The 15,057-nt window shown below is 67.2% G+C and carries 13 protein-coding genes; 5 read left to right on the top strand and 8 right to left on the bottom strand.

The window, feature by feature from the left end:
* The first annotated feature begins 412 nt into the window (after positions 1-412).
* A complete protein-coding gene (locus DMR_RS06450) occupies positions 413-2,119 on the top strand; it encodes a putative bifunctional diguanylate cyclase/phosphodiesterase (protein WP_043601545.1) in 1,707 nt (568 codons plus the stop codon).
* 374 nt (positions 2,120-2,493) lie between these two features.
* Here the strand turns inward: DMR_RS06450 and DMR_RS06445 are convergent, their stop codons facing one another.
* Positions 2,494-2,850, bottom strand: a complete 357-nt coding sequence (locus tag DMR_RS06445; RefSeq protein WP_015860096.1) for a hypothetical protein — start codon at positions 2,848-2,850, stop codon at positions 2,494-2,496.
* A 54-nt stretch (positions 2,851-2,904) separates the two neighbouring features.
* Between DMR_RS06445 and DMR_RS06440 the strand changes: the two genes are divergently transcribed.
* Positions 2,905-6,090 carry a tetratricopeptide repeat protein gene (locus DMR_RS06440; RefSeq protein WP_148208373.1) on the top strand — a complete coding sequence of 1,062 codons (3,186 nt, stop codon included), beginning with the start codon at positions 2,905-2,907 and terminating at the stop codon, positions 6,088-6,090.
* 436 nt (positions 6,091-6,526) lie between these two features.
* Here the strand turns inward: DMR_RS06440 and pal are convergent, their stop codons facing one another.
* The 6 genes from pal to DMR_RS06410 all read right to left on the bottom strand — a co-directional run bounded on the left by pal (position 6,527) and on the right by DMR_RS06410 (position 12,069).
* On the bottom strand, positions 6,527-7,042 hold the full coding sequence (gene pal, locus DMR_RS06435) for a peptidoglycan-associated lipoprotein Pal (protein WP_015860094.1): 516 nt from the start codon (positions 7,040-7,042) through the stop codon (positions 6,527-6,529).
* Between the two features lie 232 nt (positions 7,043-7,274).
* Complete coding sequence (locus tag DMR_RS06430) at positions 7,275-8,594, bottom strand: translocation protein TolB (RefSeq protein ID WP_232502885.1); 1,320 nt, start codon at positions 8,592-8,594, stop codon at positions 7,275-7,277.
* Between the two features lie 190 nt (positions 8,595-8,784).
* The gene (gene tolA, locus DMR_RS06425; RefSeq protein ID WP_015860092.1) at positions 8,785-10,005 is read right to left on the bottom strand and encodes a cell envelope integrity protein TolA; all 1,221 of its coding nucleotides are present in this window, start codon (positions 10,003-10,005) and stop codon (positions 8,785-8,787) included.
* A 45-nt stretch (positions 10,006-10,050) separates the two neighbouring features.
* Positions 10,051-10,506 carry a protein TolR gene (tolR, locus tag DMR_RS06420; protein WP_015860091.1) on the bottom strand — a complete coding sequence of 152 codons (456 nt, stop codon included), beginning with the start codon at positions 10,504-10,506 and terminating at the stop codon, positions 10,051-10,053.
* A gap of 3 nt (positions 10,507-10,509) precedes the next feature.
* Entirely contained in the window at positions 10,510-11,277 is a 768-nt protein-coding gene (locus tag DMR_RS06415) for a MotA/TolQ/ExbB proton channel family protein (protein ID WP_015860090.1), read from the bottom strand.
* A 30-nt stretch (positions 11,278-11,307) separates the two neighbouring features.
* The gene (locus DMR_RS06410; protein ID WP_015860089.1) at positions 11,308-12,069 is read right to left on the bottom strand and encodes an SIR2 family NAD-dependent protein deacylase; all 762 of its coding nucleotides are present in this window, start codon (positions 12,067-12,069) and stop codon (positions 11,308-11,310) included.
* Between the two features lie 99 nt (positions 12,070-12,168).
* On the opposite strand from DMR_RS06410, the gene DMR_RS06405 reads away from it, so the two are divergent.
* Together DMR_RS06405 and DMR_RS06400 are read left to right on the top strand one after the other, a co-directional pair.
* Complete coding sequence (locus tag DMR_RS06405; RefSeq protein ID WP_148208372.1) at positions 12,169-12,696, top strand: hypothetical protein; 528 nt, start codon at positions 12,169-12,171, stop codon at positions 12,694-12,696.
* 23 nt (positions 12,697-12,719) lie between these two features.
* A complete protein-coding gene (locus DMR_RS06400) occupies positions 12,720-13,136 on the top strand; it encodes an SH3 domain-containing protein (RefSeq protein ID WP_015860087.1) in 417 nt (138 codons plus the stop codon).
* A 143-nt stretch (positions 13,137-13,279) separates the two neighbouring features.
* On the opposite strand, the gene DMR_RS06395 is transcribed toward DMR_RS06400, so the two are convergent.
* Positions 13,280-13,990 carry a hypothetical protein gene (locus tag DMR_RS06395; protein WP_015860086.1) on the bottom strand — a complete coding sequence of 237 codons (711 nt, stop codon included), beginning with the start codon at positions 13,988-13,990 and terminating at the stop codon, positions 13,280-13,282.
* 140 nt (positions 13,991-14,130) lie between these two features.
* On the opposite strand from DMR_RS06395, the gene DMR_RS06390 reads away from it, so the two are divergent.
* A complete protein-coding gene (locus DMR_RS06390; RefSeq protein WP_015860085.1) occupies positions 14,131-14,982 on the top strand; it encodes a YitT family protein in 852 nt (283 codons plus the stop codon).
* Positions 14,983-15,057 lie beyond the last annotated feature (75 nt).

Genomic DNA, 15,057 nt, shown 5'->3' with positions numbered 1-15,057 from the left:
CGACAACGCCCGACTTCCGTTAACACGTTGTGCTGTCTCACTGGTGCCCAAAAACCTCAGCCGCTCCAGGGATGCCCGTGCATCCCGGAAAATGCCTTCGCGATCCGCAGCGTGATGGCTGGCGCAGGCCGGACTAGCGTCCGTTTCGCGCCTGGAATTTCCCCCCCGGCGCGGCGTCCGCCCGGGAATTCGTCTATGACGGGGCGCTTTCGAAAAGTCAAGGACGGGAGGAAAAGCCCGAAGTTGACAATTCTTCGGCATTTTCCAATCCTGCAAGACTCTCCCGGCCTCGCCGGCCAGGACCGGGCGGACAGTGGATTTGGGCTTTGACGCCAAGCGGCAAAATCCGTATAATTATCGGACCGGCAGCGGTTTTTCTGTCAAGCCTTTTGCCAAGACGTCGCTGAGGGCCATGTTGCCAGACATCCAGAACCTGCTCGAATCCTTGCCCTCTCATGCCGCCCTGCTCGACGGGGACGGTCGTATCCGCTTCGCCAACGCCTCCTGTCTGGAACTCTTGCGCGACCTCGACCCTTCCGCCGCCGTGGGCAGTCCCTTTGCCGATTCCTGCGTCAAGCTTTTGCCGGAAACGGTTTCCGCCGCCGTGCGCGAGGGCCTGGCTGCCGTGCTGGACGGCCGGTTGCCCCGCTACGAGATGGACCTGCCCTGCGGACCATCGGGCAGCCAGATCTGGCGCGCCTTGTGCTTCACTCCCCTTCGCGGCCCCACGTCCGGGGCCGTGGCCACGTTGACCGACATTTCCCGGCAAAAGCAGCTCGAAGAGCACATTCTCCACGACGCCTTCCATGATACCCTCACCGGGCTTTTCAACCGGGCCCTTTTCATCAACCGTCTGGATCAGGCCATCAAACGCTTGCGGCGAAATCCCGACGCCCTCTACGCGGTCCTCTACCTCGACATGGACCGTTTCAAGCTCGTCAACAAGACCTTCGGCCACGTCACCGGCGACCGGCTGCTCATGGTCATCGCCAACCGGCTGCAAAAGCAGCTGCGCGAACTGGATACCCTGGCCCGCTTCGGCGGCGACGAGTTCGCCATCCTCATCGAGGACATCTCCGGCCTGGACGAGGCCAGCACCATGGCCGAAAATGTGCTGCGTCAGCTGGCCCAGCCGTTTCGCCTCAAAAAACAGGAAATTTTCGTCACCTGCAGCCTCGGCGTGGTGGTGGGGTCGGCCGCCTACGAGCACCCCGACCAAGTGCTGCGCGACGCCGACAACGCCATGTACAGCTCCAAGGAGCACGGCGGCGACCACTACACCGTGTTCGACGCCGGCATGCGCGTGCTGACCCAGCGCCGCATGGAAATGGAGCTGGCCTTGCGCCAGGCCATGGAATCCGGCGAGATCACCGTGCATTATCAGCCCATCGTGTCCCTGGCCACGGGCGATGTCACGGGGCTTGAGGCCCTGGCCCGCTGGCAGCATCCGCGCCAGGGATTCATTCCGCCTTCGGAATTCATCCCCATCGCCGAGGAGTCGGGCCTTATAAACGAGCTTGGGGCGCTGATTCTGCGCCAATCCTGCCGCCGGCTGGTGGAGCTTGGCCGGGAGAACCCCGAGGGCGAAAAACTTTCCGTGTCGGTCAACATTTCCGGCCGCCAGTTCAAACGGCCCGACTTCGTCCAGGAAGTGGCCGGCATCCTGGCCGAAACCGGCATCGACGCCTCCCGGGTCAAACTCGAACTGACCGAATCCGTGCTCATGGACGACGCCGACGAAGCCGTGCGGGCGATAAAAAATCTCAAGGCCCTGGGCGTCAAGGTCGTCATCGACGACTTCGGCACCGGCTATTCGTCCCTATCCTACATCCAGCGCTTCCCTTTCGACAGCCTCAAGGTCGACCGCTCGTTCGTCGGCAATATGAACGAGGCCGAGCAGAACATGGAGATCGTGCGGGCGATCATCGCCATGGCCCACAAGCTGGGTCTGGAGGTGGTGGCCGAGGGCGTGGAGCTGGCCGAGCACAAGGCGGCGCTCTCCGAGCTGCGCTGCGAAAGCGCCCAGGGCTTTTTCTTCTCCCGCGCCGTGCCCGGCGAAGAACTGGGCGAGCTCATGCGCCGCAACTGGAAGCCCGATCCCGGGCCGACGGTTTCGTGAGGGGCGGCTTCCGGCCCACAAAAAAAGAGATTCGCCGTCGGCGCTGGAGGTGCTTATACACCCGGTTCCGAAGCAGTGCTTCGGGAACTCTTCCTAGTACGCCTGGCGAATCTCTGTTCGCGACGCCTCGTTGCGTCCGGTATGGTGATTGGCTGTTATTTCGCCCACCCCTCCGTTTGCGTTGGCGTCATATCTTCAGGGGAACCGCTCCCCTTACGACTTCAAGATAAGCATCCCAAGAGCCTTGTAAAGAGTCTTTCCAGATCTCCCGCGATAACTCTTCCAGGGCCTTACCCCTCGCCCTTTTCCCCAGGCGGGGGGTCTGGGGGCCTCAGGCCCCCAGCCGCCGGAGGCTTCCTCTCTCTTCTCTCTGCCTAATTCCGCCGGTGTTCGTGGCAGGACGTCAGGAACAAGGCGGCCCGCAGGCGCAGCACTTCGCGGGGGGCGCGGTCCATGAGCTCGTGGCCGGGCAGGGTCACCATGGCGGCCAGGGCCGTGGCTTCGCGTTTGCGGCGGTCGTCGAAACCCATGCCGGACAGTTCCCGCAGGGCGGCCAGGACGCCCTGGCGTTCGTTGGCGTAGGCCTCGCCGAGGATGGCGGCCTGTTCGGGGCTGCGCACGTCCAGGACGGGCGGCAGGGTATGCAGCGTAGCGGCGTTTGACGGTTTCATGACGGCCTCCATGCCGGACTTTTCGGCCGTAGCCGCCAGGGCGTTAGGGGAGGCGGCCATTTTTTCCTGGCACGATTGCTGCTTTGTCCCCGGCAAACGCAGGGAAGCGACACCGTGAACAAGAAATCAACACCCTTTGCACCGCGTCTGGCCCCCTGGGCCGTCTGCTGGCTTCTGGCCGCCGCCCTGGTCGGGGTCCTGGCCAGGCCCGCTCCGTCCCCGGCCGTGGAACCGGCCCAGGCCGCCGTGCGCCAGCCCGGCGAACCGGCCAGGACGCCCCGTGAAACGCCCGCGGCACAGCCCTTGTCGGCTGGCGCGTCCGGGGATTTGCGCATCGTGCTCAAAAAAAGCGCTCCGGCAGAAGGCACGCCCCGGGTGGGCGGCGCGGCCTCTTTCGAGGCCAAGGTCTATCGGGGCGAGGCCGAGCTTTCGCCCGACGCCTACGAATGCCGCTGGCGCAGCGACGGCGGGGCCAGATTCCTCGACCCGGCCGGCCCGTTCACCAACACCGCCATTTTCCTGCGCCCGGGCCGCGAACGCGTCTGGGTGGAGGTGGTGCCGCGCTCCGGTCCCTCGGCGGGACTGGCCGCCGTGTCCGAGCCGGTGGCCCTGGACGTGGCCCAGCCCAATTTCGGTCTGGCCGCCTCGCCGGCCGCGCCCCTGGTCGGCGAGGAAACAACCGTCGCCATCCGCGATTTCCCGGTCCACGACGGCGTGGAATTTCGTTGGGACCCCCTGCCCGCCCATGCCAAGCTGGTGCGGGTGGGCGAGCGCAGCCTGACGTTTTACCCCACCGAAGCCAAGCCGGTGGCCGTCAAGGTAGCGGCCATGGCGGCCGGCGGCGGCAAGCAGGCCGCGCCGCTTGGCAAGGCCAACATCGACGTCGTGGCCCGCAGCTATCAGGTTACCGTGGACAACCGGGGCCTGCTCGACACGCCGGCTACGGTCTGGCGCGACGGCGAAGGGCCGGTGGCCGCCTCGGGCGTGGCCGTGGGCCAGCGCGTGGGGCTTCGGGCGGCGGTGACGCCAACGCCGCCCAATCCACCCCTGGCCTATGCCTGGGGCCTGTGTCCGGGAGCCAAGGCGGCCGGCGGCGAGGACACCCGGGAAATAACCGCCTCGCGTCGGGAGACCGGCCCGTGTCAGGCCACCGTCGAAGTGCGCGACGCCCGGGGGCTGCTCCTGGGTCGCGGCAAGGGTGAATTTTCCGTGGATGTTTCCCAGGCCGAACTCGACGCCGCCGCCGAGCGCGCCCGGGAAGTGGACCGGCTCGTGCGCGACGGGGCCAAGGCCTGGGCCGAGGGCGATCCCGACCGGGCCGCTGGCGAAGCCGGACAAGCCGTGCGCTTAAGCCCCAAGGACGCCGCCGCCGTGGCCGCCCTGGACCGCATCGCCCGGGACAAGGGCCGCCTGGACAGCTACCTTGGACGGGCCGCCTCGGCGCTTGCCGCCGACGATTTCGACGAGGCCTCGGCCATGCTCGACGAGGCCGCCAAGGTCAATCCCAAGGCTGCGGCCATCCCGGCCGCCCGCCAGGCCATTGAGGCCCGCAAGGAAACCCTGGGCCGCATTGGTAAGTTCCTGGCCCAGGCGAGGGACAAGTGGGAGGCCGGCGAAGTAGAGGCCGCCCTGGGGCTGGCCGGCCGGGCCCAGGAGCTCGATCCCGGCCACGGCGAGGCCAAGGCCGCCCGGGAACGCTACGTGGCCGCCCGCGACCGCCTTATCGCCGCCCTCAAGCAGTCCGCCGCCTATCTCGCGGCCAAGCGTTTCGACAGCGCCGCCAAGGCCCTGGACGACGCCCGGGCTGTCAGCCCCAAATTCAAGGCCGTGGCCGAAATGGAGGCGGCCATCGCCGCCCGCAAGCAGCGCGCCTGGAGCCTGGACGAACGCCTGGCCCGGGCCCGCGACCAGTGGAACGCCGGCGACGCCGACGCCGCCCTGGCCACGGTCAGCGAAGCCGCCGCCCTGGACCCCGAACACCAGGGCGCGGCCCATGCCCGCAAAAACCTGGCCCTGGCCCGGGACAATCTGGCCAAGGCCGAGGAGCGCGCCGAGACCGCCCTGGGCAAGGGCAAGCTCGACGAGGCCCGGTCCGCCCTGGCCGACGCCGCCAAGATCAACCCGCGCCATCCGCGCATTGCCGAACTGCAAACGTCCGTGGCCCACCGGGCCGGCCGCGACCAGCGTCTGGCCGCCCTGGCCGCCGAAGCGGCCAGGCGAAACGCCGCCGGCGACCTTGACGGCGCGCTTTTGGCCATCAGCGACATGCAGGCCCTGGCCCCGGCCGATCCGGCCGTGGCCGCCGAGCGGGCCAAGCTCGCCCGCGCCCGCGACGCCGTGCAGGACGCGCTGACCCGGACCAGGGACTTCCTGGCCGCCCGGCGCTTCGACCTGGCCCTGGCCGCCCTGGCCGAGGCGGAAAAGGTCAACACCAAACTCCCGACCGTGGCCGAGTGGCGGCAAAAAGTGCTGGCCGAAAAAAACCGGGCAGAGGCCGAACTGACCACTACCCTGGGCCAGGCGGCCAAGCTCGCCGAAGCCAAGGATTTCGACGGCGCGCGCCGCCTCCTGGACGCCGCCCGTGACGCCGGCCCCCTGCCCCCGCCCCTTGCCGCCAAGGCCAAAGAACTGGAACGCCGTGTGGCCGCCGGCCGCCAGACCCAGGAAGCGGCCCGGCGCGAGCAGGACAATCGGGGCAAGGCCACCATCTCCGCCACGGCCGACGCCGACCGTACCGCCCGCTGCCAGGAACTCGGCAAGCAGGCCACGGCCAAACGGGCCGCCGGCGACCACGCCGGAGCCATCCGCGACTACCAGGCCCTGCTCACCCTGTGTCCGGACACCTGCCAGGCCTACAACAATGTCGGCACGTCGCTGTATTCCCTGGGCTACACCGCCGAGTCCCTGCCCTGGTTCGACGAGGCGGTCAAATGCGCCCCCAAGGAAGCCCTTTACCGCGAAAACGCGGCGCTGACCCGCACCCGCTTAGCCGCGCCCCAGCCGCCCAAGCCCGGCGAGGCCGGCCCCAGCTGCGCCGCCGCCTTCGAGACAGCCGAAACCCGGCGCGGCGGCGGCGATCTGGCCGGCGCGGCCGAAGGCTACAAGGCCGTGGTGGCCCGCTGCCCGGATTTCTGCGCCGCCTACAACAACCTCGGCCTGACCCTGCACAAGCAAGGGCGCACCCCCGAAGCCCTGCCTTTTTTCGAGCAGGCCCTGCGTTGCAATCCCCAGGACAACTTGTTCAAGGAAAACTACGAACTCACCGTCAAGCGCCTGCGCACGGCCGAGAAGCGGCCGTAGCGAGGAGTTGCTGCAGCAAAAAATGCCTCCGGCGGCCGGGAGGGGCTCAGCCCCTCCCGGACCCTCCCGAAAAGGGGTAAAGGGGCAGCGCGAGGAAGGACGGATGCGGTAGCATGAGGCCCGGGCAGCGCGAGAGCGTCGTTGCCCGAGCCTTTTGGCATTGCCGTTTGCCCAATGGAGCAACAAAGCTGTTTGCACGAAGGGGTGGCCGGATACTGCAAGAAACGCCGCCAATGACGCGCCGTAAGGTTGACGTCAAAAGGCCAACCATCCGCTGGTCCAGCCGATGGGCATGCAGCCCTGCCCGCCCGGAGTTGGCTCCCATCCGCCTCGTCAGACGCGCCCTGCCCCGGCCGGCCGCTGCCCGCGCCGCACAAAAGCAAAACGGCCGCCCGGTTGCCCGGACGGCCGTTTGTCTGCGCGGGGCAGTCGGTAACTAGTAGGTGGCGCGGAATTCGTCGCGGCGGTTCTTGGCGTAGGCGGCTTCGGAAGTGCCCGGATCAAGCGGACGCTCCTTGCCGTAGCTGACGGTGGACAGGCGGTCGGCGCCGATGCCGAGGTTGACCAGGTACTGGGCCGCAGCCTGGGCACGACGCTCGCCCAGGGCGAGGTTGTACTCGGCCGTGCCGCGCTGGTCGCAGTTGCCTTCGACGATCAGCTTGATCTGCGGGTACTGGCGCAGGATCTCGGCCTTGCGGGTCAGGTTCTGCCGGGCTTCGGCGCTCAGGTTGGAGCTGTCCAGGGCGAAGTGGACCATCTGGGCCAGTTCGTTGGAAGCGGCGCCCAGCTTCTCGCGCAGCAGACGCTCCTGCTCCAGGCGAGCGCGCTCCTGCTCTTCCCAGCTCGTGCCGGAACCGTCGCCAGGACCACCGGCCTTCTTGGCGCAACCAAAACCAGCCAGGGACAGCATCAGCACCAACATGGCCATCAGCAACATTTTCGAACGCATCATTTTTTCCTTCCTCCTCACATTGCCCGCCAGGGCATTGAAAATATCCTCAGGGCTTTGCCCCGGGGCGTTTCCGCGGGCTGGCGAAGCGCCGCCGGAACCGGCCTCCAATTACGCCTCCCGCTATAAATTGCAACAGGCAATTGGCGGGGGTTCCGGGGTGTTGCGCACATTTCGCCAACCCGCTTGCAGCATTGTCCAAGTCGGGCGCGCTGGCTTTTGCCAGCTCCCCGCGCTATTGGGCCAGCGGCCCCCAGCTCGGCATGTAGGCCGCGCCGTCGCCAGTGGGAATCATCACCGGAGGCGCGCCATGGCGCGTGGTCACGAAGATCTTCTTCTGGCCGCTTCGGGTGGACGAGAAGGCGATGAAGTAGCCGTCGGGCGAAAAGGACGGGTTCTCGTCCGAGCCGCCGCCCGAGGTGACCTGGGTCTCCTGCCCGGTGGCCAGATCCATGACGAACACCTTCTGGGCCCCGCCAAGCTGCTTGGTGAACGCGATGAGCTTGCCGTCCGGGCTCATGCTCGGGTTGGTGTTGTAGCCCGAGGTGGTCACCCGCCGGCCCGCGCCGCCGTGCACCGTGGTGACGTAGATGTTGGGGCTGCCGGTGCCGTCGGAAACGTAGGCCATGGCCCCGCCCGAGGCGGCAAAGGTGGGCGAGACCTCGATGCCGCTGCCGGACACCAGGGGCTGGCCCGGCTGGTAGGCGGAATTGAGCAGATAGATGTCGGCCTTGCCGTGCATGGTCAGGCTCACCGCCACCTGGCCGTCGGGCAGGAAGTGGGGGCTGACCACGTTGGTGGACGGCAGGGTATAGACCTGCGGCTTGCCGCCGCCGGACCACACGCCCAGGTAATGGCCGCGCGAGCCGATGAGCGTGAACACGATGCGCCGGCCGTCAAAGGACCAGCTGGGGCTCACGGCCATGCCAAGCTCGTTGTAGTTGGTCACGCGGTTAAGCCCGCGGCCGGTGGGGCGCACGGTCCAGATGTCGGCCCCCTTGCCGGCGCTGGGCTTGACGAAGGCGATCTGGGAATTGAAAAAGCCGCCCTGTCCGGTGAGCGCCTGCATAAGCTCCATGCAGAACCGGTCGGCGATGTCGGGCAGCTGGGCGTCGGTCACCGCATCGTAGCCTTTGCCGACCAGCACCTTCTGGGAATAGACCTCAAAGGCCCGCAGCTCGACGTTGCCGAGGTTGCCGCCGGGGGTCCAGTTGGCCGTCACCAGCACGTCGATCTTGGCCAGGCCAAAGGGCTTGAAGTCGATCTGGTCGGCCGTGGCCCCGGCCACCTGGCCGGGCACGCTGGACTGGGGCACGATCTGCAGGAAGGGCAAAAACTGCAGGTCCTTGTTGATGAGATCCTGGAGCTTTTCGGCCGGAGTCATCTGGCCGCCGCCGGCAAAAGGCCGGGCCTGCACCAGATTCATCTTGGCCTGCCCCGGGCCCTGGATGTCCACGGCCAGGGACGACTGGGCCTGGGCCCGCGTCGCGCCCAGGCACAAAAACGCGGCCACAAGGGCGCACCACATGCCGGTCACCATCATCCGCTTTCGCATGATCATCGCCTGAAATCCCTGAATATCGTTTTGAAGGGTTGGGCGCAGGCCCGGAAAAGGAGAAAGGGGCCGGCGTCAGGGCAGCCGCAGCGGCTTGTCCGGCCGGGGGGCCGGACAGGGACCGCATCCGCGCCCTCATAGCCCGATCCCGCGCCGGGCGCAATCGCGCGGCGCGGGATACGGAAAAACGTCACTGTCCGAGTTCCTGGGAAGAAAACCGCAGCTGCAGGACGTTGAGCCCGGCCGGCGGCGACGGCAGGGTCTCGGTCTCGGCCACGGACTTGACCGTGGAGGCATCGAAATTGGGTTGCCCCGAGGACTGTACCAGCCGGTAATTGAGGATGCGGCCGTCCTTGTCGATGTGCACCTCGACCACGGCGGCAAGCTGCTGCCTGGCCCCGGTCTGGGGGAAGCGCCAGTTCTTCTTGACCTCGCGGTTGACGATCTGGGCGTAGACACCCATGGTCACGCCGCCGCCCCCGCCGGCTCCGGGCGTGCCGCCGGGAACGCCGCCACCGCCGCCGCCGGCCGCCTTGCGGGCCTCGGCCAGGGCCTTGGCCACGGGGTCGCCGCCAGCCGCGCCGGCTCCCGGTCCCGTGCCGGAACCGGAACCGCTGCCGGCCTTGGCCTTGGCATCCTTGAGCGCCTGCTCCAGGGTGCTTTTCTCGGCCGCCTTGGCCGCCTCGGCGGCCTTTTTGGCGTCGTCGGCCGCTTTCTTGGCGTCAGCGGCTTTTTTCGCCTCGTCGGCTTTCTTCTGTTCCTCGGCCTTTTTGGCGTCCTCGGCCTTCTTTTTCGCCTCGTCAGCCTTCTTTTGCTCTTCGGCCTTTTTGGCGTCTTCGGCCTTTTTCTTGGCCTCGTCGATTTTCTTCTGCTCTTCGGCCTTTTTGAGTTCCTCGGCCTTGCGCGTGGCTTCCTCAATCTTCTTGAAATCGGGCTTGGGTTCGAGTTTCGGCTCGGGCTTGGGCTCGGGCTTGGCCTGTTCCGTGGGAATGGGCTTGGCCTCGGGCTTTTTCGGCTCGGGCTTGGGCTCGGGCTTTTTCGGCTCCGGCTCAGGCTCGTGCCGCTTGGGCTGGGGCGGCTCGGGCACGGCGGCCACGGGCTCGGGCGGGATGGGCTTGGCCGGCGTGGCCGGAGCCTCGGCCGGCTCGGGCAGGGTCTCCTTGGCCGCAGCACCTGGGCCGCCTTCGGGTTCGGCCGGGCCAAGCTCGGGCCGCTCGCCCGGTCCCTTGGGGCCAAGGGGCAGACCGACTTCGCCGGGCGGCAGGCCCGGCGGGGCCAGGGACACGAGGTCCACCTCGTAGACCGGCACGTTGAGCTGGAACTTGACCGGCTCGATACTGACGAAGAGCAAGCTCGCCAGCACCACGGTCAGATGCAGAAAGATGGAAAATATCCAGCCAAGGACGCGCATGGTGTTCTCTATCGGTCGCGCTCCGGGAACGGCTCCCGGCCGGGCCTATTTCTTTTTGGCGGCAGCGGCCGCGGCAGCGGCGGCGTTTTTCGCCGACTTCTCGTCCTCGGCCACGACGCCGAGCTTGTCGACGCCGGCCGCCTTGATGATGCCCATGACCTTGACCACCGTGCCGTAGGCCACGGCCTGGTCGGCCCGCAAAAAGAGCTGCTTTTTCTGGTCCGTCACCAGCCGCTTCACCTGGCCCTCAAGGTCGGCGTACTCCACCTGGTACTTGTCCAGGAAAATCGTGCCGTCGGCCTTGACGGTCAGCACCAGGCTCGTGTCTTCCTTGGGCAAAACGCTGACGGCCCGGGTCTGGGGCAGATCCACCTCAAGCCCCTGGGTCATCATGGGCGCGGTGACCATGAAGATGATGAGCAGCACCAGCATCACGTCCACGAAGGGCGTGACGTTGACGTCGGCCAGATACCGGCCTTTGCCGCCGGTCTGCATGCCCATGGCCTAGAACCTCTCGGAAGCGGCCTGCTGCTGGCGGCGCGCGGCGGCCTGGGCGGACGGAGCGGGCTGGGCGGCCTCACGCGGGGTCCAGGTGACCTCGCGCTGGATGCGGTTTAAAAACGCCCCGGCGAAGTTGACCAGCTCGTTTTCGATGCTGGTCACAAAGCCCAGGTAGTAGTTGTAGGCCAGAACCGCCGGGATGGCCACGGCCAGGCCGATGGCCGTGGCGACAAGGGCCTCGGAGATGCCCGGGGCGACGGCGGCCAGGGCGGCGGACTGCTGCAGGCCGATGGAGTGAAACGAGTTCATGATGCCCCAGACCGTGCCGAAAAGGCCGATAAACGGGGTGGCGTTGGCCGTGGTCGCCAGGAAGGCCAGATTCTTGGAGAGCTTGGCCAGCTCCATGGACACGCCCTGGCGCAACACCCGGCGGATGTTGTCCATGGCCACGTGCCCTTTTTCGGCCGGATCGAGATCGGCCTGTTCCATGCGCACCAGCTCTTCAAAGGCCATGCGGCCGACGAAAAAGGCCGGCGAATGCCGGGACTGCCCCAGGGCCTGCATGGCCGCGCGCAAGGTGTCGGCTTCCTGGAACCGTTCGTAGTCCCGGGCCGTGTCGCGCTTGGCGGCGGTCAGCGTGAAAAACTTGACGAAAATGATGCTCCAGCAGCCCAGGGACATGAATGCCAGCACGCACAAGACGAAAATAACCGTCGGCGTGGCGCTGGCCATCATGGCCCACAAGCCGCCATGCGGCGAAAGCGCGTCCATTGCGACCCACCTGTGGGAAAATGCAGCAGGTTAGGAAAGCACGCGTTCCATCAGGGCCGGCAGCACGACTTCCGCCCTTCCCTTAAGGCGTACGTCGGCCAGGCCCTTGTAGGCGCTTTCCGTAAGATTGATTTCCACAACACCCCCGCCCCTGGCCTTGACCTCCCTGGGCAGGAGATTGGCCGGGGCGACCTCCCCCGATGTTCCGGCCACCACGATAACGTCGGCGGCCAAGGCCAATTGACCGCTTTTCGTCAGAGCGTCAAGTGCAATGGCCTCGCCAAAGAACACGATGTCCGGACGTACCACCCCACCGCAGTCTTCGCAACGCCAGGGCAATGCCTGTGGCGACAGCCCTCGCGCCACCGTGCCGTCATGGTCCGCGCCGCAACCCATGCAGAAAAAATGCCGCACGCCGCCGTGGTATTCGACCACATTGACCGATCCGGCCGCCTGATGCAGGCCGTCGATATTCTGGGTGATGACCCCGGCGAGCCTGCCCGCCGCCTCCAGTCTGGCCAGGGCTTTGTGGGCAGGGTTGGGCTCGGCTGCGTCCACCATGGCCAGCACCTCGCGCAAAAACGTCCAGACCCGGGCCGGGTCGCGGGCCAGGGCCTGGGCCGTGGCCACGGCCATGGGGTCGTGGCGCTCCCACACCCCGCCTGGGCTGCGAAAATCCGGGATGCCGCTTGCAACGGATATGCCGGCTCCGGTGAGCGCCACCACCGACCGCGCCCGCCGCAACAGGGCCGCCGCTTCCTCCAGGGCCCGGTCAAGCGCCTCGTCCGCCATGCGATCCTCTTCCGCGTGAAAACGCGTTGTGATTTTTTGCAAAGGCCCTATACTTGCATAATCTGCCGCAGCCAAAGTCTCAACGAGGAGGCAAGACACATGCAATTCCCGTCGCGCGTCGTCGTCGCCCTGGCTGGTCTGGCCCTGGCCGCCGTGCTGGCCGCCCCCCAGGCCCTGCTGGCCCAGGCCCCGCCGCCCCAGAACATGACCACGCCCCCGCCGCCCGGCGGACAACCGCCGCGCCCGCCCAAGGGCCAACCCCCGGCCACGGTCCAGACGCCGACCGCCGTCCAGGCCCCGGCCACGGTCAAAGCCCCGCCCCCCGTCAAGGGGCCGGCCGCCGTCCAGATGCCTGGCCCGGTGGCCCAGGGGCCGGGCATCGTCATCCAGCCGCCGTCGGTGACCATCCAGCCCCCGGCGGTCACCGTCCAGCCGCCCGGCTACTATCCGCCGCCGCCCCCGCAAGGCGGCCGCAAGGCCCGGGCGCTTCTGCGCTGTAATCAGCAACAGGCGGCCTGCGCCCAGAACTGCAACTACCGGACCTATGGTCAAGCACGAAACATGTGCAACAACCAATGCAACGCCATCTTCGTCAACTGCACCGCCCGGGCCAATTCCATGCGCTGACCCGGCACTCCAAGGACAACGCCATGAACAAAAAGATCATCCTGGCCCTGCTCGCGGCGCTTACCTGCGCCGCGCTGCTGGCCCCCCAGTCCGGCCTGACCCAGCCGCCGCCCTGTCCGCCGGGCATGGTCTGGACCCCGGGCGGCTGCCGGCCCGCGCCGCCGCCGCCCCCGGGCTACCCGCCGCCGCGCCCCATGCCGCCGCCGCCGGGCTACGGACCGGGCTACGCCCCGATCCCGCCCTATGACCCCAACATCAAGCAGGTGGCCCGTCGCTACATCACCCTGCACTCCTGCCCGGGCGAAGCCTGCCCGCCGGTCACCTCGCTGTCGCGCGGCACGCCGGTACGCATCCTGGCCTGGGAAGGCCCCTTCGTCTTCGTGCGCGTGCCAGATTCGCGCATCGAAGGCTGGGTCAAGCGCAACCGCCTCACCCCGTAACGCCTCAACCGCCGGTCTGGACGCGGCCTCAGGCCGTGTCCGGACCGGCCGGCCCGGCATCCGCCTTGTTCTTCCGAGGCACTGCCTGACCCCCTGAAAAATACGACAGCCTTTTTTCAATAAAAGTAAATTCTCGTAGTCGGTTAGCTATGAAACGCTTCCGCGCTTTTCGTGGACGCGACACTCGCCGCCCGTCCGGGAGCCTTGCCGGCCGGCCCTTCGCCCGGCAAACGCGGACGATTGGCCGCGAACGCCGGATCGGCCGCGTCCAGCACGGCGAAAAGCGCCCGCAGCTCGCCGTCGGCGTGCAGCATCCGCTGGTTGGCGCGGTAGGCCTGGATGATGTCCGAACCCATGGCGTACAGCCCCGAGCGCAGGTCGCGGCGATACAGCCGCATGGCCTCGGCCGTGTCCCCGACCGGGCCGAAAAGCGTCAGGTACCCGTCCGGGTGGACCTCGAAAATCGCCACCTCGCCAAACCGCTCGGGCAGCGGCACGGCCCGGGCCATGTACTCCCGCTCCTCGCGCGCCGCCCCGCGCCGGGCGACAAACCGCCGCCGGGCATACCCCCGGCGCATGAGCCACACCAGATGATACACCAGCACCCGGTCGTACAACCGCTGGCGCAGGAAATACGCCACGACCGCCCCCAGGCACAGCGCGGCCAAGGGCAGACTCACCCACAACGGCACGGCCGCAAGCTTCGCTCCCAGCGCCTCCAGCCGACCGGCCAGCCCCGCCCCGATCTCCAGGGCCTTGCGCCCGGCCGCGTCCAGCAACTCCGCCAAAACATCCGCCGCCTTGCCCAGAAACGACAGCAAGACGGCATAAAGACGATCCACAATGTCGTCCACAGCCCCCTCCCGCTGATTGCGCCCCGGCCCGTTACGGCAGCCCGGCTTTTCACTCTATCCCGGCTACACCGCCAAGGCCCCCCTGGCAAGCCCGACTCGCCCCTTGCCAAGCCGGCAAACCGGCACTACGAGGTCTCCCCATGCAACGACTGACCAACAACATGCTTTTCAACCTTGCCGTGCTCACCTTCGGCGCGGCCGTCTACAGCTTCGGCATCAAGGACATCGTGGTGGCCAAGGGGTTGATGTCCGGCGGCGTCTCCGGCGTGGCCCTGCTCCTTTTTTACCTCACCGGCGCGCTGGGGCCGGGCGTCTACTACTTCCTGCTCAACCTGCCGCTCATGGTCCTGGGCTGGGTCAGCCTGTCGCGCCGGTTCATCCTCTACACCGTCTACGGCATGGGCATCTTGAGCCTTTTCATGCAGCTCATGCCCGAACGGGCGCTCATTGCCGATCCGCTCCTGGCCGCCGTCTTCGGCGGCGCGGTCATGGGAGCCGGCTCGGGCATCATGCTGCGCACCCTGGGTTCGGCCGGCGGCACCGACATCCTGGCCATCTGGCTCAACCAGAAATACAACCTGCGCATCGGCCAGTTCAATTTCTTCTTCAATCTGGCCGTGTTCGCCGCCGGCATGGCCTTCTACGACCCCACCCTGGCCCTGTATTCCATCATCCTCTCCTACGCCAACTCCAAGGTGATGGATTACGTGCTGGCCCTTTTCAACCAGCGCAAGATGGTCTTTATCATCTCCGACAAGGCCGACGCCATCGCCCGCGACATCATCTCCTCCCTCAAACGCGGCGCGACCTTCCTGCACGGAGCCGGAGCCTACACCGGCAAATCCAAACGCGTCATCCTCACCATCACCAACACCGTGGAAATCAAACGCCTGGAAGAACTCGTCTTCACCCACGACGAAAACGCCTTCTTCGTGGTCGAAAACACCTTCAACGTCCTCGGCGAAGGTTTCTCGCGCAGGAAAGTGTATTGATTATTGGGGAATGCCTCCGGCGGCCGGGAGGGGGTAACCCCCTCCCGGACCCTCCCTGAAGGGGGGGTAAAGGGG

Origin of the sequence: Solidesulfovibrio magneticus RS-1 (assembly GCF_000010665.1) — a bacterium.
In the GTDB taxonomy this organism is placed as follows: domain Bacteria; phylum Desulfobacterota; class Desulfovibrionia; order Desulfovibrionales; family Desulfovibrionaceae; genus Solidesulfovibrio; species Solidesulfovibrio magneticus.
Note: the sequence above shows the minus strand (reverse complement) of the source record. Positions and strands in the feature narration are given on the sequence as shown.